The 25,692-nt window shown below is 50.8% G+C and carries 17 protein-coding genes; 13 read left to right on the forward strand and 4 right to left on the reverse strand.

Features of this window, described 5'->3' with window-relative positions; translation table 11 throughout:
* Window positions 1-490: 490 nt before the first annotated feature.
* The 3 genes from CJ260_RS11225 to ybaK form a co-directional block, all read right to left on the reverse strand.
* Window positions 491-2,191, reverse strand: a complete 1,701-nt coding sequence (locus tag CJ260_RS11225) for an AAA family ATPase (RefSeq protein ID WP_369831762.1) — start codon at window positions 2,189-2,191, stop codon at window positions 491-493.
* Between the two features lie 115 nt (window positions 2,192-2,306).
* Window positions 2,307-2,966, reverse strand: a complete 660-nt coding sequence (locus CJ260_RS11230) for a uracil-DNA glycosylase (protein WP_095630253.1) — start codon at window positions 2,964-2,966, stop codon at window positions 2,307-2,309.
* Entirely contained in the window at window positions 2,963-3,475 is a 513-nt protein-coding gene (ybaK, locus tag CJ260_RS11235) for a Cys-tRNA(Pro) deacylase (RefSeq protein ID WP_095630254.1), read from the reverse strand. The genes CJ260_RS11230 and ybaK overlap by 4 nt, the downstream gene beginning before the upstream one ends.
* 200 nt (window positions 3,476-3,675) lie before the next feature.
* Between ybaK and CJ260_RS11240 the strand changes: the two genes are divergently transcribed.
* From CJ260_RS11240 to CJ260_RS11250, 3 genes are read left to right on the forward strand one after another with little or no spacing between them, the layout of a single operon-like run.
* Window positions 3,676-4,461, forward strand: a complete 786-nt coding sequence (locus CJ260_RS11240; protein WP_095630255.1) for a carbon-nitrogen family hydrolase — start codon at window positions 3,676-3,678, stop codon at window positions 4,459-4,461.
* A gap of 18 nt (window positions 4,462-4,479) precedes the next feature.
* Complete coding sequence (locus CJ260_RS11245) at window positions 4,480-5,436, forward strand: AEC family transporter (RefSeq protein ID WP_087478703.1); 957 nt, start codon at window positions 4,480-4,482, stop codon at window positions 5,434-5,436.
* 53 nt (window positions 5,437-5,489) lie between these two features.
* The gene (locus CJ260_RS11250; RefSeq protein WP_233127983.1) at window positions 5,490-6,626 is read left to right on the forward strand and encodes an amidohydrolase; all 1,137 of its coding nucleotides are present in this window, start codon (window positions 5,490-5,492) and stop codon (window positions 6,624-6,626) included.
* Between the two features lie 76 nt (window positions 6,627-6,702).
* On the opposite strand, the gene gdhA is transcribed toward CJ260_RS11250, so the two are convergent.
* The gene (gdhA, locus tag CJ260_RS11255) at window positions 6,703-8,052 is read right to left on the reverse strand and encodes an NADP-specific glutamate dehydrogenase (protein ID WP_087478705.1); all 1,350 of its coding nucleotides are present in this window, start codon (window positions 8,050-8,052) and stop codon (window positions 6,703-6,705) included.
* 493 nt (window positions 8,053-8,545) lie between these two features.
* Between gdhA and CJ260_RS11260 the strand changes: the two genes are divergently transcribed.
* From CJ260_RS11260 to CJ260_RS11305, 10 genes are all read left to right on the forward strand, one after another.
* A complete protein-coding gene (locus CJ260_RS11260) occupies window positions 8,546-10,465 on the forward strand; it encodes a fructose-1,6-bisphosphatase (protein WP_095630257.1) in 1,920 nt (639 codons plus the stop codon).
* A gap of 202 nt (window positions 10,466-10,667) precedes the next feature.
* Window positions 10,668-11,876: a Na+/H+ antiporter NhaA gene (gene nhaA, locus CJ260_RS11265; RefSeq protein WP_095630258.1), complete on the forward strand. Its 1,209-nt coding sequence runs from the start codon at window positions 10,668-10,670 to the stop codon at window positions 11,874-11,876.
* Between the two features lie 121 nt (window positions 11,877-11,997).
* Window positions 11,998-13,254 carry a tyrosine--tRNA ligase gene (gene tyrS / locus CJ260_RS11270; protein WP_095630259.1) on the forward strand — a complete coding sequence of 419 codons (1,257 nt, stop codon included), beginning with the start codon at window positions 11,998-12,000 and terminating at the stop codon, window positions 13,252-13,254.
* A 225-nt stretch (window positions 13,255-13,479) separates the two neighbouring features.
* A complete protein-coding gene (gene rpoB, locus CJ260_RS11275) occupies window positions 13,480-17,199 on the forward strand; it encodes a DNA-directed RNA polymerase subunit beta (protein ID WP_087478709.1) in 3,720 nt (1,239 codons plus the stop codon).
* A gap of 18 nt (window positions 17,200-17,217) precedes the next feature.
* Window positions 17,218-21,468, forward strand: a complete 4,251-nt coding sequence (gene rpoC / locus CJ260_RS11280; RefSeq protein WP_095630260.1) for a DNA-directed RNA polymerase subunit beta' — start codon at window positions 17,218-17,220, stop codon at window positions 21,466-21,468.
* Window positions 21,469-21,683: 215 nt separating this feature from the next.
* Entirely contained in the window at window positions 21,684-21,929 is a 246-nt protein-coding gene (locus tag CJ260_RS11285; RefSeq protein ID WP_087478711.1) for a ribosomal L7Ae/L30e/S12e/Gadd45 family protein, read from the forward strand.
* 79 nt (window positions 21,930-22,008) lie between these two features.
* Entirely contained in the window at window positions 22,009-22,380 is a 372-nt protein-coding gene (rpsL, locus tag CJ260_RS11290) for a 30S ribosomal protein S12 (protein ID WP_087478712.1), read from the forward strand.
* A 57-nt stretch (window positions 22,381-22,437) separates the two neighbouring features.
* Window positions 22,438-22,908 (forward strand): 30S ribosomal protein S7, encoded by a 471-nt coding sequence (gene rpsG / locus CJ260_RS11295; protein ID WP_087478713.1) that lies wholly within the window; start codon window positions 22,438-22,440, stop codon window positions 22,906-22,908.
* A gap of 36 nt (window positions 22,909-22,944) precedes the next feature.
* Complete coding sequence (gene fusA / locus CJ260_RS11300) at window positions 22,945-25,017, forward strand: elongation factor G (RefSeq protein WP_087478714.1); 2,073 nt, start codon at window positions 22,945-22,947, stop codon at window positions 25,015-25,017.
* Window positions 25,018-25,046: 29 nt separating this feature from the next.
* On the forward strand, window positions 25,047-25,692 hold a 646-nt coding region (locus CJ260_RS11305; RefSeq protein WP_143747692.1), incomplete at its 3' end, for a GTP-binding protein.

The following is a 25,692-nucleotide window of genomic DNA, read 5'->3' on the forward strand; positions in this document are numbered from 1 at the left end:
GGGACAGGTGTATGGGGAACTGAGCATAATGTACGAAGGCCGACTCCCAGAGTAACGCATAGCTGGCAAAAGCAGGCGAAAATCCTGTCTGTACTTGACATGTTCAGCATGTGTTGTTATATATAAACCATGAGCTGAAAGTTCTCAAATTCGCTTTCAGCTTACCAAGTATCATAGAAGATCTATGTTTACAGAGATTTTTTCACAGGCTCGACGCCCAGGACTGGGACGGCGCGTATTCTGTGTCTAACTTAAACAAAGCGGCCCTTATTTTTGAAGGCACGTGTTATCAGTATACCTTTCAATGCCGGAATAAAAAGCTGACGTATATATTTGATGACGAGGATAAAATCTTGTTCAACTCTTTCAAATTGCTTATGGAATTATCTTTTCAGGCCGCATTCTATCGTCACGGTAAGGGTATAGACTTTGATGTTTCATTCTAATTGCAAAAGGCCCTAGCCAATACTGGCTAGGGCTGCTGTAGTGCTTATATTTTCATTTTTACATGAATTTGCTTGCCGCAGAAGGCAATGCCGTATTTCCAGACTTTTGAAATTCCCCGTTTTTCAAATTCTGTCCCGTACTGCCTTCCCTCAATCTGCCGCAGCGCTTCGTCGGCTTTATCTTCCAGCTGCGCTTCGCTGTTGGTGGCTTTAAACTCCATCAAGACGCCGGCTTTATTTGTATCTTTGGGGAAAATTGCGAGATCAAACCGGCCGTAGCCGCTTTCTCTATTCGATTCGACCGTATAATTTCGGCCTAAAAACAGAGCGGCCATGCCCAACATGAAGCCGTGATAAAAGCTTTCTTTATTTGCCGTATCATAGGTGCTGGCAAACCGCAGCAATATTTTTTGCAGCAGGTACGCAAAGTCTTCACTCTGGCCGGTAAATAATAAATCAAACAACCCATCGAAGGTATCCCGATCTATTCCCTCTACGATGGTATTCAGGATTTCCATGCTGTATACCCGTTTGATTTCTTCGTTGGGAATGCGCAGCAAATAGCGGTCGTAGCTCGTCGGTATATTTTCCGATACGGTCAGATACCCCGTTGTAAGCAGCATGGTATATAAGGCGCTTCGGTCTTTCCCAATCTGGTCATAAATTACGCCTTCATTCAAGCTGACAGAAACCGGTATATCATGGATGAGTCCGCGCAGAGCCTTGATTTGTAAGTAGTCGGCGTGGGAAACCAGCTCGCGCAGGATGCTGTTATTAGACGTATTCATCCAATAGGGCCGAGGGAGGCATTGGTTATCGATGTAGCTGATGACCGATAAGGGATTATATATTTCACTGCTGCCAAAGCGATACCCGTCATACCACTGTTTCAGTTCCGGCAGTACTTCCGGTTTGCCTATATCTTCCGTTAATTTAGCGACTTCTTCCGGCGTAAATCCGAAAACCGTACTGTACTTATCGCGCAGGATTGAGCAGACGTCTAAGTTGTTCAGGCCGCTGAAAATGCTTTCTTTGGCAATACGAAGTACGCCTGTTAGAACCGCAAAATCTAATGATGCATTTGTCTTTAAAGCGCTGCCTAAAAATTGCCGCATAAACCGAATACATTCGCCGTAAAATCCCCGTTCCCAAGCCTGCTGTATTGGCGCATCGTATTCATCTATAAGCAGAATCACTGGTTTTCCATAATGCTGATGCAGCATTGTAGTCAATCTCAATAAAGAAACAGCCAATTCATCCTGCGTAGCATTCTCATATATGACTTTTTGAAGATAAATTTTTAATGAGTCGTCTACAACCGCACTTTGAGACAGATAGTTAAAACTTCTATACAAATCGGCTAACGCAAAGCCCAGACTCTTAACGATACTTTCCCATGTGTCGCCCGATACATTTTTTAACGATATGAAGATAACGGGATGCGCACCGAGATGGTTCATGTACGCCGTCCCACTTTTTTCTATTGATAATCCTGAAAACAAGCCTTGGCTTTCTTTTTTCCGATCAATGGAAAAGAAATACTCTAACATGCTCATGGTCAGCGTTTTCCCAAAACGCCGGGGACGTGTAATCAGTGTTACGTCACTATGCGAATCTATCAATTGCCGAATAAAATCTGTCTTATCTACAAAGTAATAGTTTTCCCGTACTTTTTTAAAGTCATCAACGCCGATGGGCATCGCTGTGCTCATGTATTTCACCTCCCGAATATCCTTTGCATTCATTATATGATAGGACTCTCTTTGCTGTCCATAGATGAGGCAAGGCTAATCGGTATTCGCAGTATAACATACGCCCCTTCACATCGGATGGATATAAAGGGGCGTGTGCTGCAGTCTGTTAAAAATGTCTGGATTTATGGAGGTCTTCAAACTGCTCCATCAGGTTGGGCTTTTCCGGGCTTTGGTATACATAGTCCGGCATGGCTTCCTTGGCTTTGTCTACGGCAGCCTTGAAATCGTAGTATACCTGCCATTTGGATTCTACGAGGTCCTTGCCGGTTTGGCGCAGCAAGAAGGCCGGATGATACGTCGGCATGACGGGAATGCCGTGATAGTCGAACCAGATGCCGCGGTTGCGCATAATGCTGGCTGTTTTTCCGTAGAAATACTGAAAGGCGACCTTTCCCAGGCAGACGATGACCTTCGGCTGTACCATTTCGATTTCACGGAGGAGATGGATGTTGGCGCAGCGCTTTCCTTCTTCCAGCGTCGGCGTCCGGTTGTTCTTGGGGCGGCATTTGACAATATTCGTAACGTAGACGTGGTCGCGCGTCAGTCCTACGCTCCACAGGGCTTTGTCCAGCAACTGTCCCGACGGGCCGACAAGGGGCACGCCGTACTCATCTTCCACACCGCCGGGTCCTTCGCCGACGAACATGAGGGGCGACGCCGGGTCGCCGGAGTATCGCGTCGGGCCGCGGTTGCCTTCGTGACGCAATTCGCATTTTGAACACTGCATGAGCTCATGCAGCCAAGGTTCCATTTCTTTGTCTGTCATCGTACTCTTCCTTCCGTCAATGTAATGTCTTTCATCGTGAGCTGATGGAATTCTGCGTGAATCAACTGGGCGACGTCCTGCGGCGCTACGAGGACCTGCTGCCCCCGCATGCCGGCGCTGAGGCTGATGGCTTCGTATTGCAGGGCTGACTCGTCGATATACGTAGGAAACTGCTTTTTCATACCGATAGGGGAGCAGCCGCCGCGGATATATCCCGTCAAGCCGAGCAGATCTTTGACGTGGAGCAGCTGAACCGATTTATTGCCGCTGCAGGATGCGGCCTTCTTTAAATCGAGCTCCTTGTGACTGGGAATGCAGAATACGACGGGCCCCGTCTTGTTTCCCTGTCCTACCAGCGTTTTGAATACCTGGGCCGGGTCCATGCCGAGCTCGGCGGCGGCGTGAACGCCGGACAGGTCGTCTTCAGAATATTCATAAGCTTTCGTTGTATAGAAAATTTTTTGTTTATCTAAAATGCGCATGACGTTGGTCTTTTTCGTTTTAGCCATACTATCCCTTCTCTCATATGCTATTCATTTTACTATATCAATATACAGTCCTTTTTTCAAGCCCCGGCAAGGATAGGGGACGTTTCGTTTTGTTGCCGCAGGCTCTCATACAATCGGATATTGTGTTTCTCTTATATTTCTATTATAATGATTTATGGCGAGATGTTATCAAAAATATACAGTAGAAAGAAGGGACAGATATGAAGATTGCAGCGGCTCAGATGTCTCTGCGGCTGGGGGATGTAGAGCATAATTATAAGCAAGTAGAAGACTGGATACGAAACGCTGCACAGGAGCGGCCCGATATCGTCGTACTGCCGGAAATGTGGAATACGTCCTTTTATCCTGACGATATCCGTGAATTGGCCGATGAGAACGGGCGGCGGACGCAGGCCTTCTTATCAGAGTCAGCGGCTCGGTTCGGCGTTCATATTGTCGGCGGTTCTGCAGCTGTCCGTCGGGAAGGTAAGCTGTATAATACGATGTACGTGGCAGATCGCAGCGGCCGTATTGTCAGCTCGTATGACAAGGTGCATTTATTTGCGCCGGGCCATGAAGATGAAAAATTTACGCCGGGAACAAAGGGCTGCGCGTTTTCCTTGGATGGCACTCCCATGGCTGCCGTGATTTGTTATGATGTCCGTTTTCCCGAATGGGTGCGGATGGCGACGCTGACGGGGGCGCAGATTATTTTTGTGCCGGCGGCCTGGCCGGCGTCCCGCGTGGATCACTGGTGCATATTGAATCAGGCCAGAGCGATTGAAAACCAGCTGTTCATCGTGGCGGTCAACAGCTGCGGCAGTACGGATTCCATGCAGTTCGGCGGCCATTCGATGATTATCGACCCGTGGGGGAATGTCTTGGCGCAGGGGGGAGACGGCGAAGAGATGCTTTGCGCGGATATCGACTTGGACAGCGTCATCGATATTCGAAGCCGTATCAATATATTTCATGACCGACAGCCTAGGCTATACGACTTGACATAAGAGGGAGATGGATTGATAGTGGAAGCTGTGTTTCATGGGCTGCAGGGTATTTTTGAAATATTGTTTATGATTGGCATCGGTTTTGTGTTGTCGAAGAAAGGGTGGTTTGGACCGGATACCAGCGCAATATTAACCCGGCTTATCATGAAGGTCGCCTTGCCGTTGTTCATGATTTGCCAGTTGGAGCGGGATTTTACACATGATTCGCTGCTGCGGATTGCGCCGGATTTGGCTCTGCCCTTTTTGTCTATCCTCCTGGCCTACGTCGTGGGCCGGGCGGCAGCTGCGGCGCTGCACATACGCAGGGAGCGGCAGGGCATCTTTATTACCTGTTTTTTTGTCGCCAATACGATCTTCATCGGACTTCCCGTTAACCTGGCCTTATTCGGTACGCAGAGCGTGCCTTCGGTCATGCTGTATTATATGGCGAATACGACGATGTTCTGGACCTTGGGGATTTATCACATCGTCAACGACAGTACGGGCGGACAGGGAAATATGCCGTTATTTTCGCTGCAGACTGTCAAAAAGGTGTTTTCGCCTCCGCTGGTGGCCTTTCTCATTGGCCTGGCGTTGATTATGGCCGACGTTAAGCTGCCTGAATTCCTTCACGTATCTTTCCAGTACGTAGGAAATCTGGCGACGCCGCTGTCCCTTATCGTCATCGGCATTGAAATGAGTTCGCTGCCGCTGCGTAGCGTACAGTGGGACCGCGACTTGATAGGGGCTCTGATGGGGCGGTTTATCGTTTGCCCGCTGTGCGTATTGGCCTTGCTTCCCTTTGTGTCTGTTACACCGATGTCGGCTCAGGTGTTTACAATGCAGGCCAGTATGCCGGCTATGACGCAGATGACCGTCGTCGCCAAGGCGGTTGGAGCTGATGTGAAGTACGCTACGGAGATCAGTTTTATCACGGTAGTATTGGGGCTTATCGTGATTCCGTCGTATATGTTCTTGATTCAGTACGTTCTATAAATTTATAGGAAATAGGTGTATATATGTCTTTCATAAATCAGTTTGCACAAAGCGTGCAGAAATATGGTCCGCAAGCTTTTTCTTTAAATTACCGCATTGCTGACGACCCGGAGCTGTCGGGCGAAGAATATCATGCCTGCGCGGCCTATGTCGAAGCCTGCCGTGCCCTGGGCATGGAGGTGACGGAGCAGTTTGCCGGTTTGCCGACGGCGTTTAAGGCGACGGTACGGAAGGTTTCCAACCCGGTTTTGAAAGTGGCTCTTCTGGCCGAATATGACGCCCTGCCGGAAATCGGGCACGGATGCGGCCACTCGGCAAACGGTGCTATGAGCTTTCTGACGGCGGCCGCTTTTTTGGATATGGCCGATCTTCCCGTGCAGGTTGATCTCATCGGTACGCCAGACGAAGAGCTGCGGGGCGGCAAGGTCGCCATGTGCGAGCAGGGAATCTTTCATGACTATGATTTAGCGATGATGACGCATGTCATGCCCGATAAGACGATGGCCAACTCACATTTCTTGGCTCTTAGCGATTATCGCGTCGCTTTTCATGGGCAAACGGCTCATGCGGCGAGCAGCCCGTGGAATGGCCGCAACGCCCTGAACGGCGCGATGCTGGCAATTCACGCTATCGACATGCTGCGCCAGCACGTACGGCCGGAAACGCGGATTGGCGTCTATCTCGTCAACGGCGGCACGGCGTCGAACGTCGTGCCGGACTATGCAGAGCTTGAATGCTGCGTTCGTCACAGCGATCGGCCGTATTTAAACGAAGTCATTGCTAAAATCATGAAATGCTTCGAAGGGGCGGCCATTGCGACAGAAACGACGTATGAAGTGACGCAGATGGGATATGAATTTGACAATATGGTTTGGAATGAAGCGGCGACGGAAGTATCGCGGTCGGTGCTGCGTGAAATGGGCATTCCCTTTACCGATACGGAAGAGTGCCAGAGCTCGGACATCGGTAATATCAGCCATCAATGTCCGGCCCTTCATCTGTGCCTGGCCATGGGAGATACGTATTATCCAGAACATTCCGTGCAAATTGCCGACGCCGTAAAAAATAAAGCTATCGAGCCGGTTATTGCCCAGGGGGCGGAAATTATGGGCCGCATCGTATTTAAGCTCTTAGAAAATGAAGGGTTGCGCCGGGCCGTGCAAGAAGACTTTAAAAAGCATACTTTGTAACATCGTCCGTTACCAGGACATAAAAAATACTGTGCAGCTCCGGCTGCACAGTATTTTTTATGTTGGAGTATGTTTTTTAGAATACGCCTTGAGCGAGCATTGCATCGGCAACGCGTTCGAAACCAGCGATGTTGGCGCCGGCGACGAGGTTGTAGCCTAAACCGTTGCGAGCTGCTGCGTCTTTGCAGTTGTTGTAAATCGTATTCATGATCTGGTGGAGACGTGCGTCGACTTCTTCAGCCGTCCAAACGAGACGTTCGCTGTTCTGGCTCATTTCGAGGGCCGATACGGCTACGCCGCCGGCGTTAACAGCTTTGGACGGAGCTACGATCATGTCTTTCTGTTCCAGTAAGTATTTCAGTGCGTCGTTCGTTGTAGGCATGTTGGCGACTTCGATGTAGTAGCGAACCTTGTTGGCTGCGATCTGTTTTGCCTGTTCCATATGGACGTCGTTCTGCATAGCAGACGGCATCACGATGTCGACTTTTCTGCCCCACGGTTTTTCGCCCGGGAAGAATTCTACGCCGAATTTATCTGCATAATCCTGTACGCGGTTGCGGCCGCTGTTGCGCATTTCTAACAAGTAATCGATCTTTTCTTCCGTAGCAACGCCATCGGGATCGTAGATGTATCCGTCAGGACCGGACAACGTAACGACTTTAGCGCCCAATTCCGTAGCTTTTTTGCAGATGCCCCAGGTTACGTTGCCGAAGCCGGCAGCGGCAATGGTCTTGCCTTTGATATCCTGTCCGTCGTCTTTCAGGACGTTTTCCAAGAAGTATACGGCGCCGTAGCCCGTTGCTTCCGGACGAATGAGGGAGCCGCCGAAGCTGAAGCCCTTGCCCGTCAATACGCCGTTTTCAAATGCGCCTTTCAAGCGGCGGTATTCGCCGAAGAGGTAGCCGATTTCACGGCCGCCAACGCCCATATCGCCGGCCGGAACGTCGATGTCGGGACCAATGTAGCGATAGAGACCCTGCATGAAGCTCTGGCAGAAGCGCATGATTTCTGCGTCGGATTTGCCTGTCGGGTCGAAGTCTGCGCCGCCTTTTGCGCCGCCGATTGGGAGGCCCGTCAAAGCATTTTTGAAAATCTGTTCGAAGCCCAGGAATTTAATGATGCCGGGATATACGTTTTTCTGGAAGCGGAGACCGCCTTTATACGGCCCGATTGCTCCGTTAAACTGGAAGCGGTAGCCCGTGTTCGTATGATAGTTGCCGGCATCGTCCTGCCATACGACGCGGAAGGTGAATTGTCTTTCCGGTACGACCAAGCGGTTCAGCAAATCAAATTTTTCATATTCCGGATGTTTTTCTACAACCGGTTCCAGAGACGACAATACTTCTTCTACGGTCTGGACGAATTCCGGTTCGTTAGCATATTTCGTACGTACGCCTTCGATAACTGATTCAAGATATTTGTTCATGAAAATCACCTCATCTAAGAATTTAGTATCCCACAAATCGTCTTTCTATAGCCTTATCATAGCATGTTTTTTGTCGTTTGAAAACATCGTAATATGAAAATGAGTTTCTGCTTTTGAAAATTTTAGAGTAAATTTTAAGTATTACCATTAAATATAGTAAAAATCGATTTAAAACACCACATAATTTAAACACATAGGCAAATGCATTCCTAATAATTATTTGAATTATAATAAAAATGCAACTATGAAAAAGAGCTATATATATTTTGAATTAGCATAGATAATTATGGAAAAACGGCGCATTAATAATACTATATTATGACAGGCTTTGGAGTAAAAGCTTATGTGAAACTCTCTTGCTGTCTTTTATAAGGGATGAATTGTGATTTTTTGTACTTATCCCTAGCCACATGCTATAAGATAGTGTACAATAGAAAGAAATTAAGCCTATACGTTGTATACCATATCATGAAGAAAAGGGGATTTATGTCTTATGGAAACGTGTGAAAAATATTCTCCAGAATACTTGCGGTATCTGGAATTACTGTCCAAGGAATATAAAACGCAGGCCGAAACATTCACGGAAATCATCAATTTGCAGGCCATCGTCAACTTGCCGAAGGGAACGGAACATTTTATGAGCGACCTTCATGGCGAATATGAGGCGTTTTATCACATCTTAAATAACTGTTCCGGCGTTATTCGGGAAAAGGTTGAAATGATATTTGCCAATTCCATGACGGCGGAGGAACGGGATGATTTATTGACGCTGATTTATTATCCCAAGGAAAAGCTGGATATGCTGCAGCGGGAAAAAGCGATTACCGATCAGTGGGCGAAAAAAACGCTGAGCCATCTGATTCGCCTGGTCAAGCTGCTGTCGTCGAAATATACGCGTTCTAAAGTGCGTAAGGCCATGCCTAAGGTATTCCGCTTCGTCATTGACGAACTGCTCCATGCCCAGCCGGACGAAGACAAAAACCGCCGGGCATATCACATGAAGATATTGAATACGATTTTAGAAACGGGCAGCACGCGGCAGTTTATTTATGCCCTGACGGATTTGATCAAACGGCTGGCCGTAGACCACCTGCACATTATCGGCGATATTTACGACCGCGGGCCTCATGCCGACAAGATCATGGATTATCTCATGCATCATCATTCTCTCGACATCCAGTGGGGGAACCACGATATCCTGTGGATGGGCGCGGCCGCCGGCAGCGAGGCCTGCATCGCCAACGCGCTGAGAAATAATATCCGCTATCATAATATGGAAATATTGGAAAGCGGTTACGGCATCAGCCTCCGCCCTCTGGCTATTTTTGCATTAGATACCTATAAAAAGGACGACGGCATCGAGCCGATGGTAAAGGCGATTAACGTCATTTTGAGCAAGCTGGAAGGACAAGTCATCATCCGCCATCCGGAATACAATATGGACGACCGCCTGATGTTCCACAAAATTGACTGGAAGCAGGGTACGATTACGCTGGACGGTCAGACCTACGAGCTGACGACGACGGATTTTCCGACGGTTGATCCGCAGGACCCCTACAAATTGTCGCCGGAAGAACACCGCATCATGGCGGCTATTCAGTCGGAATTCCTGGAAAGCGAACGGCTGCAGCGTCATATCCGCTTCTTATACAGTCACGGCTCGCTGTACCGCAGCTATAATAACAACCTTTTATTCCACGGCGGCGTTCCCCTCAATAAAGATGGCAGCTTTAAAGAAATTTATCTCAACGGCAAGCCGTATAAGGGAAAGGCCTTCATGGATATGGTCGATTTTATTGCCCGTCAGGCCTATGACAAGCGGGATACGAACAGCCTGGACTATATGTGGTACATGTGGTGCGGCATAGATTCCCCCGTATCGGGCCGGATTGTCAAGACCTTTGAACGGAGCTATATCGTCGATCAGTCGACGTGGAAAGAACCGCAGAACGATTATTACCACCTCAACCGGGATCGGGATGAGTGCATAAAAATCCTCCATGAATTCGGCATCGATTCTCCCCAGGGCCATATCATCAACGGCCATACGCCGGTTAAGGTCAAAAAAGGGGAAAGCCCGATTCGCGCGGAAGGGAAGGAAATCTGCATAGACGGCGGTTTCTGCAAGGCGTACCAGGGATCGACGGGCATTGCCGGCTACACCTTGATTTTCAATTCTCACGGTATCCGCATCAAAGCCCATTATCCCTTTAAGGATGTCACGCAGGTATTGATGAACAATGCCGATATCGATTCGGAATCGACGCAGGTCGAATTGGAGCCGAAGCGCGTTATGATCGGCGACACGGACAACGGCAAAAAGCTGCTGCAGATGATTGACGATTTGAAAGCGCTGCTGCATGCGTATCGTCAGGGGATTATCCTGGAGCGGCCTGAAGAAAAAGAAATATAACTGGCAATACAGGGCGTAAGAGGAGACAGGCGTCAAGTCTGTTTCCTCTTTTTGCATATCGTACGTTTTTGATATAGATGTTGCATATTTTGCACCTATAGAGTATGCAGAAATGTGATGGCCGTATGATATAATATGATAACGCTGAAAACAGCACGCTGTGCGACGTTGTTTTTTGCGGATCTCATAAAAGGAGGGTTACATGAACAAAGATATTTACGAACGTATTCAAGAGCAATCGCGCCAAATGATCATGCCGTTTCAACGATTCTTCAAGCAGGAAGCGTCCAGCGGTATCGTCCTTCTCGTCTTTGCCGTCGTGGCGATGGGCCTTGCCAATTCTCCGTGGGCGGCCGCCTACGAAGAGATCCTGCATTGGAAGCTGTCTGTTGGGGCAGGGGATTTCCTGTTGTCCATGTCGCTGCTTCATTGGATCAACGACGGGCTGATGGCTGTATTTTTTTTCGTCATCGGCATGGAGATCAAGCGGGAATTTTTATTCGGCGAACTGAAATCGCCGTCGTCTACGCTTCTTCCCATCGCGGCGGCCGTCGGAGGCATGGTCGTTCCAGCGCTGTTATACACGGCTTTTAACATAGGAAAGCCGACGATTTCCGGCTGGGGCGTGTCTATGGCTACTGATATTGCCTTTTCCTTAGGCGTACTGGCTTTTGCCGCTCCGCGGGCGCCACGGGCTGTCGTCGTGTTTTTGACGGCCCTGGCGATTGTCGATGACTTGGGCGGCATTTTAGTCATCGCTCTGTTTTATTCGTCTGATTTGCACGGGCCGTCTCTGTTGGCTGGAGCCGCCGTTTTGCTCATGTTGTTTTGGCTGTCGCGGCGCAACGTCCAATCGGTCCTTTTGTACCTGATTGGGGGAGGGCTGCTGTGGTATGCGTTTTTGCAGGGCGGGATTCATCCGACGATTGCCGGCGTCCTCTTGGGCTTTTCCATTCCGGCCGGGACGGAAGAAACGCACGGCGAGAGCCTGCTTAGAAAACTGGAGCATAGGCTGACGCCGTGGTCGGCGTTTTTCGTCATGCCCGTATTTGCCTTGAGCAACGCCGGCATCGCCATAGACGGCGGCAGCGTGGGAAACTTGCTGACGCCTGTCGGCTTGGGCATCATGGCAGGGCTGTTTCTCGGCAAGCCCCTGGGGATTTTCTTATCGGCGTACGGCCTGATTCGCCTTCGCGTCGTAGCATTGCCGGCCGGCGTCCGGACGGCTCACTTTCTAGGCGCCGGCATGCTGGGCGGCATCGGCTTTACCATGTCCTTGTTTATCGCTGCCCTGGCCTTTACGGATGGACAGGCACTGATGACGGCCAAAACTGCCGTCGTAGCCGCGTCTGTATTGTCCGGTCTGGCAGGGACGGCCATGTTTAAGTGGCTTCAGCGCGGGACGCCGTAAAACAGAAGGCAGTGCGGGGTTTCAGGCTTTTGTTGACGGACGCATGTCGGATGAGTATAATTAGTACGGTAAAGATACTTTTTGCATATCCATAAATATAACGGTAAAAGGAGCGGGTTCGATGAATATTATTGATGAATTGTCTTGGCGCGGCGCCGTAAATCAGATGACCGACGAAGAAGGCTTGCGCAAGCTGACGGAAGAAAAGAGCGTGTCCTTGTACTGCGGCGTAGACCCGACGGGAGACAGCATGCATATCGGCCATTTAATTCCCTTTATGATGCTGAAACGCTTTGCCTTGGCAGGACATCATCCCTATGTCGTCATCGGCGGCGGCACAGGCGTTATCGGCGATCCGAGCGGCCGCAAGACGGAACGGCAACTGCAGACGATTGAAAAAATCCATGAAAATGCGGAAAAATTAAAAGCCCAGTTCATTCATTTGTTCGGCGAAAGCTCGAATATTTCTTTTGTGAATAACTACGACTGGCTGAGCAAAATTGATTTGCTGAACTTCCTCCGCGATTACGGCAAGCTGTTCAGCGTCAATACGATGCTGGCGAAGGAAGTTGTCGCAAGCCGTCTGGAAGCGGGCATTTCCTTTACGGAATTTTCCTACCAGATACTGCAGTCTATCGACTTTGAGCATCTCTTCACGCACAACGACGTCCAGCTTCAGATCGGCGGCGCCGATCAGTGGGGCAATATTACGGCCGGCATCGATACGATTCATAAGATGCACGGCAGCGACGCCCGAGCCTACGGCCTGACGATTCCCCTCATGCTGAAGTCGGACGGCACGAAGTTCGGCAAGACCGCCGGCGGAGCCGTATGGCTGGATCCGGAAAAGACATCTCCTTTTGAATTCTATCAGTTCTGGCTGAATCAGGACGACGCCGATGTCGTCAAATATTTGAAATACTTCACCTTCCTTAGCAAGGAAGAAATCGACGTCCTGGAAGAAGCCGTCAAGACGGAACCGGAAAAACGTCTGGCTCAGCGCCGTTTGGCGGAAGAAGTAACGACCTTCGTCCACAGCCCTGAAGCGCTGAAGGAAGCGCAGAATATTACGGAAGCCCTCTATCACGGCAGCATTGCCGATTTGACGGAGCACGAACTGACCCAGGCTTTTGGCAAGATGCCGACAGTCGACGTATCGAACGAAGAAAAGGACGTCGTAAACTGGCTTGTCGATTCGACGATTTACAAATCCAAGCGTCAGGCCCGCGAAGATATTACGAACGGCGCCGTGACGATCAACGGCGTAAAGGTCCAAGCTCTCGACGAAATCGTCCTGCCTCATAAAAACTCAAACGGCAAATACGTTATCGTGCGCAAGGGCAAAAAGAACTACACGCTGGCCCGTATTCAGAAATAAGAAAAAATAAATATTGACGGAAGCAGAAACGTGTGCTATAATAACTCATTGCAAAATGTTCAATTGATGATATTATGAGGTACATGGAGGAAGCGCTTCCGGTGAACAAAAAATTAAGCAAGGTTCAAGTTTTATTACGGAGCCTTGCTTTTTTGTCGCTTTTGAAGATGCCTTTACGACGCGATTATATCATGGTTTACTTTTTATAAGGGGTGAAGAATCAGCATGTTCAAACCTGTACAAGTAGGGAAAAGAACTCGATACACGTATGCTAAGATTAACGAGGTCTTAAAAATGCCTCATTTGTTGGATTTGCAGAACAAATCTTATGAATGGTTCTTAGAAAAAGGGCTGAAAGATATTTTTCAAGATATTTCGCCCATCGAAGATGCATCGGGCAACTTGTCTTTATCCTTTGAAGATTTCAAACTGGGGGAACCTAAGTATGACATCCGGGAATGCAAGGAACGAGACACGACATATGCCGCGCCGCTTCGGGTTCAGATCCGTCTTGTCAATCATGAAACAGGGGAAATTAAAGACCAGGAAGTATTCATGGGGGATTTCCCGCTGATTACAGATACAGGTACATTTATTATCAATGGGGCAGAACGCGTTATCGTCAGCCAGCTCGTGCGCTCGCCGGGCGTATATTACGGCTGCGAACGCGATCCGATGGGCACCATGTTGTATAACTCTACGGTCATTCCGAACCGCGGCGCCTGGATTGAATTGGAAACGGACGTGAACGGTATCGTGTATGCCCGTATAGACCGCAACCGCAAAATCCCCGTCACGGTGCTGATCCGCGCCCTGGGCTGGTCTTCCAATGCAGAAATCCTCGACTTGTTCTTCGATGATAAGCGGCTCAAGGATACCTTTGAAAAAGATACGACGGAAAACCAGGATGAAGCCCTCGTAGAAATCTATAAAAAACTCCGCCCCGGTGAACCGCCGACAGTAGAAAGCGCCCGCAATTTGTTCGAAGGGCTGTTTTTCGACTCCCGCCGGTACGATATGGCCCGCGTCGGCCGCTATAAAGCCGGCAAAAAGCTGGGCTGGGAACGCCGGTTATTCGGCTTGACGCTCCACGAGCCGATCGTTCATCCCGAAACGGGTGAAGTGATCGTCGACGCTCATACGGAAATCGGCGCAGCTGAAGTAAACAAAATTAAAGAAAGCGGCGTATTCGCCGGCGAAGGGCTCGTAGAAGCCTTCGTAGAAAAAATTGACGGGTCTGTATATAAGATTATCTGCAATAACAGCAATCTGCCGTACGATCACCGCACGATTACCCGCGAAGATATTATCGCCAACATAGATTACCTGCTGAACCTCATGGACGGCTTCGGCACCGTCGACGACATCGACCATTTGGGCAACCGCCGCCTCCGCTGCGTCGGCGAACTGCTCCAGAACCAGTTCCGCATCGGCCTGACCCGTATGGAACGCGTCGTCCGCGAACGCATGACGATTCAGGACGCCGAAAGCATTACGCCTCAGGTCCTGATCAATATCCGTCCTGTCGTTGCAGCGATTAAAGAATTCTTCGGTTCCAGCCAGTTGTCCCAGTTCATGGACCAGACGAACCCGCTGGCTGAAATCACGCATAAACGCCGTCTCAGCGCCTTGGGCCCCGGCGGCTTGTCCCGTGAACGGGCAGGGTTTGAAGTCCGCGACGTTCATCACTCCCACTACGGCCGCATGTGCCCTGTAGAAACGCCTGAAGGTCCGAACATCGGCCTGATTTCTTCGCTGGCCTGCTTCGGCAAGGTAAATGAATTCGGCTTTATTGAAGCGCCGTACCGCCGCGTCGATAAGGAAACCCATGTCGTTACAAACGACGTTTGGTATATCACGGCAGATGAAGAAGAACAGTATATCATCGCCCAGGCTAACGAACCGCTGACCGAAGACGGTCATTTTGTACACAGCCGCGTCGCTTGCCGTCACGGTGAAGATACGCGTGAATTCCCGGCCGACCGCGTCGATTTCATGGACGTATCGCCTAAGGAAGTTGTTTCCGTCGGTACATCCATGATTCCGTTCCTGGAAAACGACGACGCCAACCGCGCGCTCATGGGCGCGAACATGCAGCGTCAGGCCGTGCCGCTCCTCCGCACGCAGGCTCCGCTCGTCGGTACGGGCATGGAATACAAGGCTGCCTGTGACTCGGGCGTATGCGTACTGGCTAAGCACGACGGCGTCGTATGCCGCGTAACTGGCGATGAAATTAAAGTAAGAACCGATTCCGGCTCTATTGATACATACCGCTTGATTAAATTCGTCCGTTCCAACCAGAGCACCTGCATTAACCAGCGTCCCTTGGTATACAAGAACGAACGCGTTACGGAAGGCCAGGTATTGGCCGACGGCATGGCTACGGACGGCGGCGAATTGGCATTGGGCTACAACATCCTCGTAGCGTACATGCCTTGGGAAGGCTATAACTACGAAGACGCCGTTCTCCTCAGCGAAGAATTGCCGAAGAACGACTTATATACGTCTATCCATATTGAAGAATACGAATGCGATGCCCGCGATACGAAGCTGGGCTCTGAAGAAATTACCCGCGAAATTCCGAACGTCAGCGAAGACAGCACGAAAAACCTCGACGAAAACGGCATCATCATGATCGGCGCCGACGTATTCCCCGGCGACGTCCTCGTCGGTAAGGTCACGCCGAAAGGCGAAACGGAGCTGACGCCGGAAGAACGCCTCCTGCGCGCTATTTTCGGCGACAAGGAACGGGAAGTCCGCGATACGTCGCTGCGCGTGCCTCACGGCGAATCGGGCAAGGTCGTCAACGTCCGCATTTTCTCCCGCGAAAACAACGATGAACTGCCGCCGGGGGTCAACCGCCTCGTCCGCGTATACATTGCGCAGAAGCGCAAGATTCACGAAGGCGACAAGATGGCTGGCCGTCACGGAAACAAGGGTGTCGTATCCCGCGTAATGCGCCAGGAAGATATGCCGTTCCTTCCCGATGGCACGCCTGTTCAGATCGTGCTGAATCCCTTGGGCGTACCGTCTCGTATGAACATCGGTCAGATTTTGGAAACCCACCTTGGCTGGGCTATGCATGAACTGGGCGTTCAGATCAAAAAGATGAACCCGAATTTGGAAGCGAAGCTGCGCGAAGCCGGTTACGATTTCGATACGTACGGCATGCCGCAGCCCGATAAGGCCGGCATTCACATTGCGACGCCGGTATTTGACGGCGCGCAGGCTGAAGACGTATTCGAATCCCTGCGCATCGCCGGATTGCCGGAAGACGGCAAATCCGTCCTGTACGACGGCCGTACGGGCGAACCGATGGACCGCCGCGTAACCGTCGGCTACACGTACTTCCTCAAGCTGCATCATCTTGTCGACGATAAGATCCACGCTCGTTCGACTGGTCCGTACTCCCTGGTTACGCAGCAGCCTCTGGGCGGTAAAGCTCAGTTCGGCGGCCAGCGTTTCGGCGAAATGGAAGTTTGGGCTTTGGAAGCATACGGCGCGGCATACACGCTGCAGGAAATGCTGACTGTCAAGTCTGACGATGTCGTCGGCCGTGTCAAAGCGTATGAAAAAATTGTTAAAGGCGAAAATATTCCTGAACCGGGCGTTCCTGAATCCTTCAAGGTATTGCTTAAAGAATTGCAGGCTATCGGCTTAGACGTCCAGATTCTCAATGAAGACGGCGAAGAAGTTGTCATCAAAGAACTGGATGACGAAGACGATGTAGAACCGGAACAGACAGATGAACTCCGCCGCGTTATGGAAGGCGAAGGCATGGACAGCCCGTCGGCGCCCCTGGCTGATGAAGCCGGAGACGGCGAACCGGCAGAAGAACCGGTTGCCAACGGCGATGAAGATGATATCATGAGCGCCATGAGCCTCGACGCCGTTGCCGAAGCGGAACATCTGAACGACGATACTATTAACGAAGATGAAGACTAATAGAAGGGAGCGGTATTAGTGCTAGACGTGAACGAATTTGATTCCATGCGGATTGGACTGGCTTCTCCGGAAAAGATCCTTGAATGGTCGCACGGCGAAGTAAAGAAACCGGAAACGATCAATTACCGTACATTGAAACCGGAACGGGACGGTTTATTCTGCGAACGCATTTTCGGGCCTACGAAAGACTGGGAATGCCATTGCGGAAAATACAAACGCATTCGCTATAAAGGCGTTGTCTGCGACCGCTGCGGCGTTGAAGTAACGCGAGCGAAGGTTCGCCGCGAACGGATGGGCCATATCAAACTGGCTACGCCTGTATCTCATATTTGGTATTTTAAAGGAATTCCCAGCCGGATGGGCCTGATTCTCGACATTTCGCCCCGTTCGCTGGAAAAGGTATTGTATTTTGCCTCGTATATCGTCCTGGACCCGGGCGATACGCCGCTGACGAAGCAGCAGCTCCTGACGGAAACGGAATACCGCCAGTATCTCGATATGTACGGCGATAAATTCCGCGTCGGCATGGGCGCGGCAGCCGTTAAGGAATTACTCCAGGGACTGGACTTGGAAAAACTCAATAAAGAACTGCGCGACGAGCTGCGCGATTCTTCCGGCCAGCGCCGGGTCCGGGCGATCCGCCGCCTGGAAGTCGTCGAAGCCTTCCGCCATTCCGGCAACAAACCGGAATGGATGGTCATGGACGTGATTCCCGTCATTCCTCCGGAACTGCGCCCGATGGTACAGCTCGACGGCGGCCGCTTTGCCACGTCGGACTTGAACGACCTGTACCGCCGCGTCATTAACCGAAATAATCGCCTGAGCCGGCTGCTGGAATTAGGCGCTCCCGACATCATTGTCCGCAATGAAAAGCGCATGCTTCAGGAAGCTGTCGACGCCCTGATCGACAACGGCCGCCGCGGCCGCCCTGTCACCGGGCCGGGCAACCGTCCTCTTAAATCCTTGTCGGATATGCTCAAGGGGAAACAAGGCCGCTTCCGTCAGAATCTGTTAGGTAAGCGTGTCGACTATTCCGGCCGTTCCGTTATCGTCGTCGGACCAGAGCTGAAAATGCATCAGTGTGGTCTGCCGAAAGAAATGGCTTTGGAATTGTTCAAGCCCTTCGTCATGAAAAAGCTCGTAGAAAAAGGTATTGCTACGAACATTAAAAACGCTAAGAAAAAGGTTGAACGCGTCAGCCCGGAAGTGTGGGACGTGCTGGAAGACGTTATTCAGGAACATCCGGTACTCTTGAACCGCGCCCCGACGCTGCACCGTTTAGGTATTCAGGCCTTCGAACCGATTCTTTGGGAAGGCCGGGCCATTAAGCTGCATCCTCTGGTCTGCACCGCCTTCAACGCCGACTTCGACGGCGACCAGATGGCCTGCCATCTGCCCTTGTCCGTAGAAGCCCAGGCTGAAGCGAGAACGCTCATGCTTTCGGCACACAACATTTTGGCGCCGAAGGACGGCAAGCCTGTTGCCGTACCGACGCAGGATATGGTGCTTGGTGCTTATTACCTGACCCTTGTTAAACCGGGAGCCTTGGGCGAAGGCAAGATGTTCTCTAATTACGATGAAGTCATGCTGGCGTATGATGCCAAGGCTATCGATATCGAAGCGGTCATCAAGGTCCGCATTCCCGGCCACGGTATTATCGAAACGACGGCGGGCAAGCTGCTGTACAACTATCAGGTGTACGAACCACTCCGCTTGTATCATACGGACAAGGTCATGGTATTTACCAATCCCGAAGATACGAAGTTTGCCTATGAAAACGGCATCATCGATTCGACGCATCTCGTAAAGATTAAAGATGAAAACGGCCATATTTTAGACTATGGTTTCTCCCAGCTGAAGGAAGCCTTCGGCGTAGACCTCTTGGCAATTCGTCCGCTGCCGGCTAATAAGGTAGATAAAGAAGCGGTAGCCGCCTTCAAAGAAGGAAAAGAATTTGTCGACGTCAACTGCCTTGGCGTACTGATGAATAAGAAGGAAATCGGCAAGCTTGTCGACGCCTGCTTCCATCTCGTAGGCAATACGAAGACAGCGGCCCTCCTTGACCGCATCAAGGCTATCGGCTATCATTACGCGCGGCAGGCCGGCATGTCCATCGCTATTTCGGACATTCAGATTCCTGCTGAAAAATGGGATATTCTCAACGAAGCCGATAAGAAGGTTCAAAATGTTACGAAAATGTACCTCCGCGGCTTGATTACTGAAGACGAACGGTACCGCAAGACCTGCTCCATTTGGGAAAAGGCGACGGACGATGTGACGGAAGCCATGATGGATAACATGGACCCGTTCAACTCCATCTTTATGATGGCTGACTCCGGCGCCCGCGGCAACAAGCAGCAGATTCGTCAGGTTGCCGGCATGCGCGGCTTGATGGCTGACCCGTCCGGCCGTATCATCGACTTGCCGATCAAGGCGAACTTCCGCGAAGGCTTGTCCGTATTGGATTACTTTACGTCGAGCCACGGCGCCCGTAAGGGTTTGGCCGACACGGCTCTGCGTACGGCTGACTCGGGCTACCTGACCCGTCGTCTCGTCGACGTATCGCAGGACGTCATCGTTCGCGAAGACGACTGCGACGTATTCGGCATCGACCTCGTCCGCGAACGGGCCCGTCTGGCCAGCTCGTGCCGTCAGGCTGTCAACCTCCTGCGGGAAAAACTGATTGGCCGCGTCTTGGCGAAACCGGCAATCGATCCGGAAACGGCAGACGTCGTGTTCGAAGAAGGCCATTTGCTGACGACAGACGATATGGATACGGTTATCGAGCACAAGCTGCCGAAGCTGTATCTCCAGGGCAGCCAGATGGATATAAACGATGATATGAATCATACGAACTTAGTTGAAGTCGTTACGCTAGGAGCTCCGGAAGAAGGCTTCCGCGCGGCGCTTCGCAAGTCTATGGTCGATAATATGCTTGGCAAAACCGTTGAAACGGCAGTGATTGATTCCAACGGTATGGAAATCTGCCCGGCTGGCACGGCACTGACAGAAGATGCTATCGAACGCATCCTTTCCAGCGACGTAACGGAAGTAAAAGTACGCAATAACGATATCCGCGGTGTAGAAGTTACGGCTATCGTCGAAGGCGACGGCGTCATTGAACCGCTGGAAGAACGAATCGAAGGCCGTACGGCGGCGGAAACCTTGGTCAACCCGAATACGGGCGAAGTCATCGTTCCGATTAATGAAGAAATCATGGCCGACCAGGCGAAAGAAATCGCTAAATATTACGATAAGGTCCGGATTCGTTCCGTCCTTACCTGCCACAGCCGCTACGGCGTCTGCGCTAAGTGCTACGGCCGCGACCTAGGTACGGGCAGCAAGGTAAATGTCGGCGAATCGGTCGGCACTATTGCGGCCCAGTCCATCGGCGAACCGGGCACGCAGCTGACGATGCGTACGTTCCACACAGGCGGCGTTGCGTCGGCAGGGGATATTACCCAGGGTCTTCCCCGTGTCGAAGAATTGTTTGAAGCCCGTAAGCCGAAGGGCAACGCTATCGTCACGGAAATCGACGGCGTCGTTTCCATTACGGAAAAAGAAGACCACCATGACATCAATATCGTTCACGTCGTAAATAAAGACGGCGAAGAACGCAGCTACACCATTCCGTACGGAGCCCACTTAGTCGTTCATGAAGGCGACGTTATCACGAAGGGCAGCCGTATTACGTCGGGTTCCATCAATCCTCACGACATCCTTCGCATTTTGGGCGTAGAAGCTACGCAGCGCTACCTCGTATACGAAGTGCAGAAGGTATATAAGTCCCAGGGCGTTGGTATCAACGACAAACACATCGAAGTTATCGTGCGTCAGATGCTCCGCAAGATGAAGATTGAAGACGCCGGTGACGCCGATATGCTGCCGGGCGATTACGTCGACGTCAATATTTTCGAAGACACGAACCGCCGTATTCAGGCTGCAGGAGGCAAGCCGGCCATCGGCAAGCCGATGCTGCTCGGTATTACGAAAGCCGCGTTGGCGACGGAATCGTTCTTGTCGGCTGCGTCGTTCCAGGAAACGACCCGCGTATTGACGGATGCGGCTATCAAGGGCAAGATTGATCCCTTGCTCGGCTTGAAGGAAAACGTTATTATCGGCAAGCTGATTCCCGCCGGCACCGGCATGAGCCGGTACCGCAAGGTAAAGGTTGTCAAAACCGTACCGTCCATATCGTATGAAGATGAAGACGGCTGCGTCGTAGACAGCGACGACGTAACGGCGACAGCTCCCGAAGCGGGCCATTAAGCTCTGACGTTATAGCACTGTACAGAGACCTCTTGTAAGAAGAGGTCTCTGTTTTTGCCTTGTAAGATACGCCCGGATGAGTGTAATAAAAAATGTCTTAGTTACGCAGTTTTTACGAAAAACGCATTGACATTCCTATGGGGGAATGCTACAATGTCTAAGTGTCGCGGCGAAGGTGCCGCGCGCAATTTGCAAGATGTAAGGAGTGATGTTTCGTGAGCTTGGAACTGGCGGGCAATGTCCGCAAGACCGTAGGGGCAAAGCAAACGCTTAAAGCAATGAAACGAAACGAAGTCACCCAGCTGTATGTTGCTAACGACTGTGACGAACAGGTCGTCGCGCCGCTTCTCGCGTATGCGGAGGAGGCAGGCATCGCCGTCGACCGTTCCAATACGATGGCAGAGCTCGGTATAGCCTGTCGCATTAAAGTCAAGGCAGCGGCCGTTGGAGTGTTGAAGTAACTTTGGTAATATCATCGTCAGATATTTTTCTGATGATGATTACATTATAAATCTAATTGTTTGGAGAGGAGGTGCCCACATGCCAACAATCAGCCAATTAGTTCGTAAGGGTCGTCAGGATTCCGTAACGAAATCCACAGCGCCGGCTTTGAAAAACTGCCCGCAGAAACGCGGCGTCTGCACTCGTGTATACACGGCTACGCCGAAAAAACCTAACTCTGCTCTGCGTAAAGTTGCCCGTGTTCGCTTGACGAACTCCATCGAAGTAACAGCTTATATTCCTGGCATTGGTCACAATTTACAGGAACACAGTGTAGTATTAATCAGAGGCGGTCGTGTTAAAGACCTTCCTGGTGTACGTTATCACATCATCCGCGGTGCCTTGGATACGGCTGGCGTTGCAAACCGTCAGCAGTCCCGTTCTAAATACGGCGCTAAAAAGGGTAAATAATCGTATTGCCTGATCAGATGAACCGATAACCTGCATATTACAAAGGAGGAATTAGACATGCCAAGAAAAGGCCCTGTGCCGAAGCGCGATGTGCTGCCGGATCCGGTGTACCATTCTAAATTGGTAACGCGCTTCATCAACAAAGTTATGTTGGACGGTAAAAAAGGCGTCGCTGAATCTATCGTATACGACGCATTCGACATTATCCGTTCTAAGATGAATAAAGATCCCTTAGAAGTTTTTGAACAGGCTCTCAACAATGTAATGCCTGTTTTGGAAGTTCGCGCTCGCCGTGTAGGCGGTGCCAACTACCAGGTTCCCGTTGAAGTACGCGCTGACCGCCGCCTGTCCCTCGGCATCCGCTGGACTGTCGGCTACGCTCGTAAACGCGGCGAACGTACGATGAAAGAAAAGCTTGCCGCTGAATTGATGGACGCTTTCAACAATACTGGCGCAGCTATCAAAAAGAAAGAAGATACCCACAAGATGGCAGAAGCCAACAAGGCCTTTGCTCATTATCGCTGGTAATTATTTAAGTTTTTTATTTGAGGAGTGGAAAAAATCGTGGCAAGAGAATTTCCCTTGGAAAAAACGAGAAATATTGGTATCATGGCCCACATCGATGCCGGTAAAACCACGACGACAGAACGTATCCTTTTCTACACCGGCCGCGTTCATAAAATCGGCGAAGTTCACGACGGCGCCGCAACGATGGACTGGATGGCGCAGGAACAGGAACGCGGCATTACGATCACTTCCGCTGCAACGACGGCTCATTGGAAAGGTCATCGTATCAACATCATCGATACCCCGGGGCACGTTGACTTTACAGTTGAAGTTGAACGTTCTCTTCGCGTTTTGGACGGCTCTGTTGCCGTATTTTCGGCTAAAGGCGGCGTAGAACCGCAGTCTGAAACGGTATGGCGTCAGGCTGAACACTACCATGTTCCCCGTATCGCTTTCATCAATAAGATGGATACGACGGGCGCTGATTTCCTGAACTGCGTTCAGATGATGAAGGACCGCCTCCAGGCTAACGCCGTAGCGATCCAGCTGCCGATTGGCTCTGAAGCGACGTTCAGCGGCATCATCGACCTCGTTACGATGAAAGCTGAAGTATATGACGATGCTCTCGGCAAGGAAATCGAAGTCGTTGATATTCCGGACGACATGAAAGACGAAGCTGAAGAATATCATCAGATCATGCTTGAAGCCGTCTGCGAAACGGACGATGAGCTCATGATGAAATACCTCGACGGTGAAGAAATCTCCATCGACGAAATCAAGGCAGCTATCCGCAACGCCGTTGTAAGCAACAAGATGTTCCCCGTACTTTGCGGCTCTGCTTACAAGAATAAGGGTATTCAGATGCTCCTCGACGCCGTTGTCGACTATATGCCGTCTCCGCTCGATATTCCGCCTGTTGCCGGTGTAAATCCCGATACAGGTGAAGACGACAGCCGTAAAGCTGACGACAAAGAACCGTTCTCTGCCTTGGCCTTTAAGATCATGGCTGACCCCTTTGTCGGTAAATTAGCTTTCTTCCGTATTTACTCCGGTACGCTTCAGTCCGGCACGTACGTGTTCAACTCCACGAAAGGCAAGAAAGAACGCGTAGGCCGTATCCTGCGTATGCACGCAAACCATCGCGAAGAAGTACAGGAAGCATACTGCGGCGATATCGGCGCTATCGTCGGCTTGAAAGATACGACGACAGGCGATACGCTGTGCGATGAAAAACACCCCATCATCCTTGAAAAGATGGAATTCCCTGAACCGGTTATTTCTGTTGCCGTAGAACCGAAGACTAAGGCTGACCAGGAAAAAATGGGCATTGCATTGGCTCGTTTGGCTGAAGAAGATCCGACCTTCAAGGTTAAGACCGATGCCGAAACAGGTCAGACGATCATTTCCGGCATGGGCGAACTCCACTTGGATATTATCGTCGACCGTATGGCTCGTGAATTCAAGGTAGACTGCAACGTCGGCAAACCGCAGGTTGCTTACCGCGAAACGATTCGCAAGAGCGTCAAGCAGGAAGGCCGTTTCGTTCGTCAGTCCGGCGGCCGCGGTCAGTACGGCGACTGCTGGCTTGAACTTATTCCGCAGGAAGCCGGCGCAGGCTTTGAATTTGAAAACAAAGTTGTCGGCGGCGCAATTCCGAAAGAATATATCGGCTCTGTCGAAGCCGGCGTAAAAGAAGCTATGGAAACGGGCGTTTTGGCTGGTTTCCCTATGGTTGATATCAAGGTTATCGTATTCGACGGTTCCTATCATGATGTCGACTCTTCGGAAATGGCATTTAAGATTGCCGGCTCCATGGGCTTTAAAGAAGGCGCAAAGAAAGCCGATCCTGTTCTTCTCGAACCGTATGTTAAAGTCGAAGTCGTCGTCCCTGAAGAATACATGGGCGATGTCATCGGCGACTTGAACTCTCGTCGCGGCCGCGTTGACGGCATGGAAATGCGCGGCGGCGCTGAACATATCAACGGTTTCGTACCCTTGGCTGAAATGTTTGGCTATGCAACGGATTTGCGTTCTAAGACGCAGGGACGTGGCGTTTATACGATGACTTTCGATCACTACGAAGAAGTTCCTAAGAACGTAGCTGAAAAAGTCATTAATGACAAAGGCTAATATTTTAATTACATTGGAGGAACTGCAAAATGGCAAAAGAACATTACGAAAGAACCAAACCCCATGTTAACATCGGCACGATTGGTCACGTTGACCATGGCAAAACGACGTTGACGGCTGCTATTACGAAAGTATTGTCCGAAAAAGGCTATGCTAAATTCGAAGACTATGCTGATATCGATAAGGCTCCGGAAGAACGTGAACGCGGCATTACGATCAACACGGCTCACGTTGAATACGAAACGGACAACCGTCACTATGCTCACGTTGACTGCCCGGGTCACGCCGACTATGTTAAGAACATGATCACCGGCGCTGCTCAGATGGACGGCGCGATCCTCGTCGTAAGCGCAGCTGACGGCCCGATGCCCCAGACTCGCGAACACATCCTGTTGGCCCGCCAGGTAGGCGTACCGGCTATCGTCGTATACCTCAACAAAGCTGACCAGGTTGACGACCCCGAACTGATCGAACTCGTAGAAATGGAAGTCCGCGACCTCCTGAGCTCCTACGATTTCCCCGGCGACGAAGTACCTATCGTCGTAGGTTCCGCATTGAAAGCCCTCGAAGGCGACGAAGAAGCAAAACAGTCTATCCTCAAACTGATGGACGCTGTTGACGAATACATCCCGACGCCGGACCGTCCGACGGACAAACCGTTCCTGATGCCTGTCG

Origin of the sequence: Megasphaera sp. ASD88 (genome assembly GCF_002287425.1) — a bacterium.
GTDB lineage: Bacteria > Bacillota > Negativicutes > Veillonellales > Megasphaeraceae > Megasphaera > Megasphaera stantonii.

Bases quoted from the DNA above. Each gene is read 5' to 3' on its own strand.
- rpoB (WP_087478709.1), top strand. From the start codon at position 13,480: ATGTTCAAACCTGTACAAGTAGGGAAAAGAACTCGATACACGTATGCT.
- nhaA (WP_095630258.1), top strand. From the start codon at position 10,668: ATGAACAAAGATATTTACGAACGTATTCAAGAGCAATCGCGCCAAATG.
- gdhA (WP_087478705.1), bottom strand. From the start codon at position 8,052: ATGAACAAATATCTTGAATCAGTTATCGAAGGCGTACGTACGAAATAT.
- tyrS (WP_095630259.1), top strand. From the start codon at position 11,998: ATGAATATTATTGATGAATTGTCTTGGCGCGGCGCCGTAAATCAGATG.
- CJ260_RS11225 (WP_369831762.1), bottom strand. From the start codon at position 2,191: ATGAATGCAAAGGATATTCGGGAGGTGAAATACATGAGCACAGCGATG.
- rpsG (WP_087478713.1), top strand. From the start codon at position 22,438: ATGCCAAGAAAAGGCCCTGTGCCGAAGCGCGATGTGCTGCCGGATCCG.
- CJ260_RS11230 (WP_095630253.1), bottom strand. From the start codon at position 2,966: ATGACAGACAAAGAAATGGAACCTTGGCTGCATGAGCTCATGCAGTGT.
- CJ260_RS11240 (WP_095630255.1), top strand. From the start codon at position 3,676: ATGAAGATTGCAGCGGCTCAGATGTCTCTGCGGCTGGGGGATGTAGAG.
- rpsL (WP_087478712.1), top strand. From the start codon at position 22,009: ATGCCAACAATCAGCCAATTAGTTCGTAAGGGTCGTCAGGATTCCGTA.
- ybaK (WP_095630254.1), bottom strand. From the start codon at position 3,475: ATGGCTAAAACGAAAAAGACCAACGTCATGCGCATTTTAGATAAACAA.
- CJ260_RS11260 (WP_095630257.1), top strand. From the start codon at position 8,546: ATGGAAACGTGTGAAAAATATTCTCCAGAATACTTGCGGTATCTGGAA.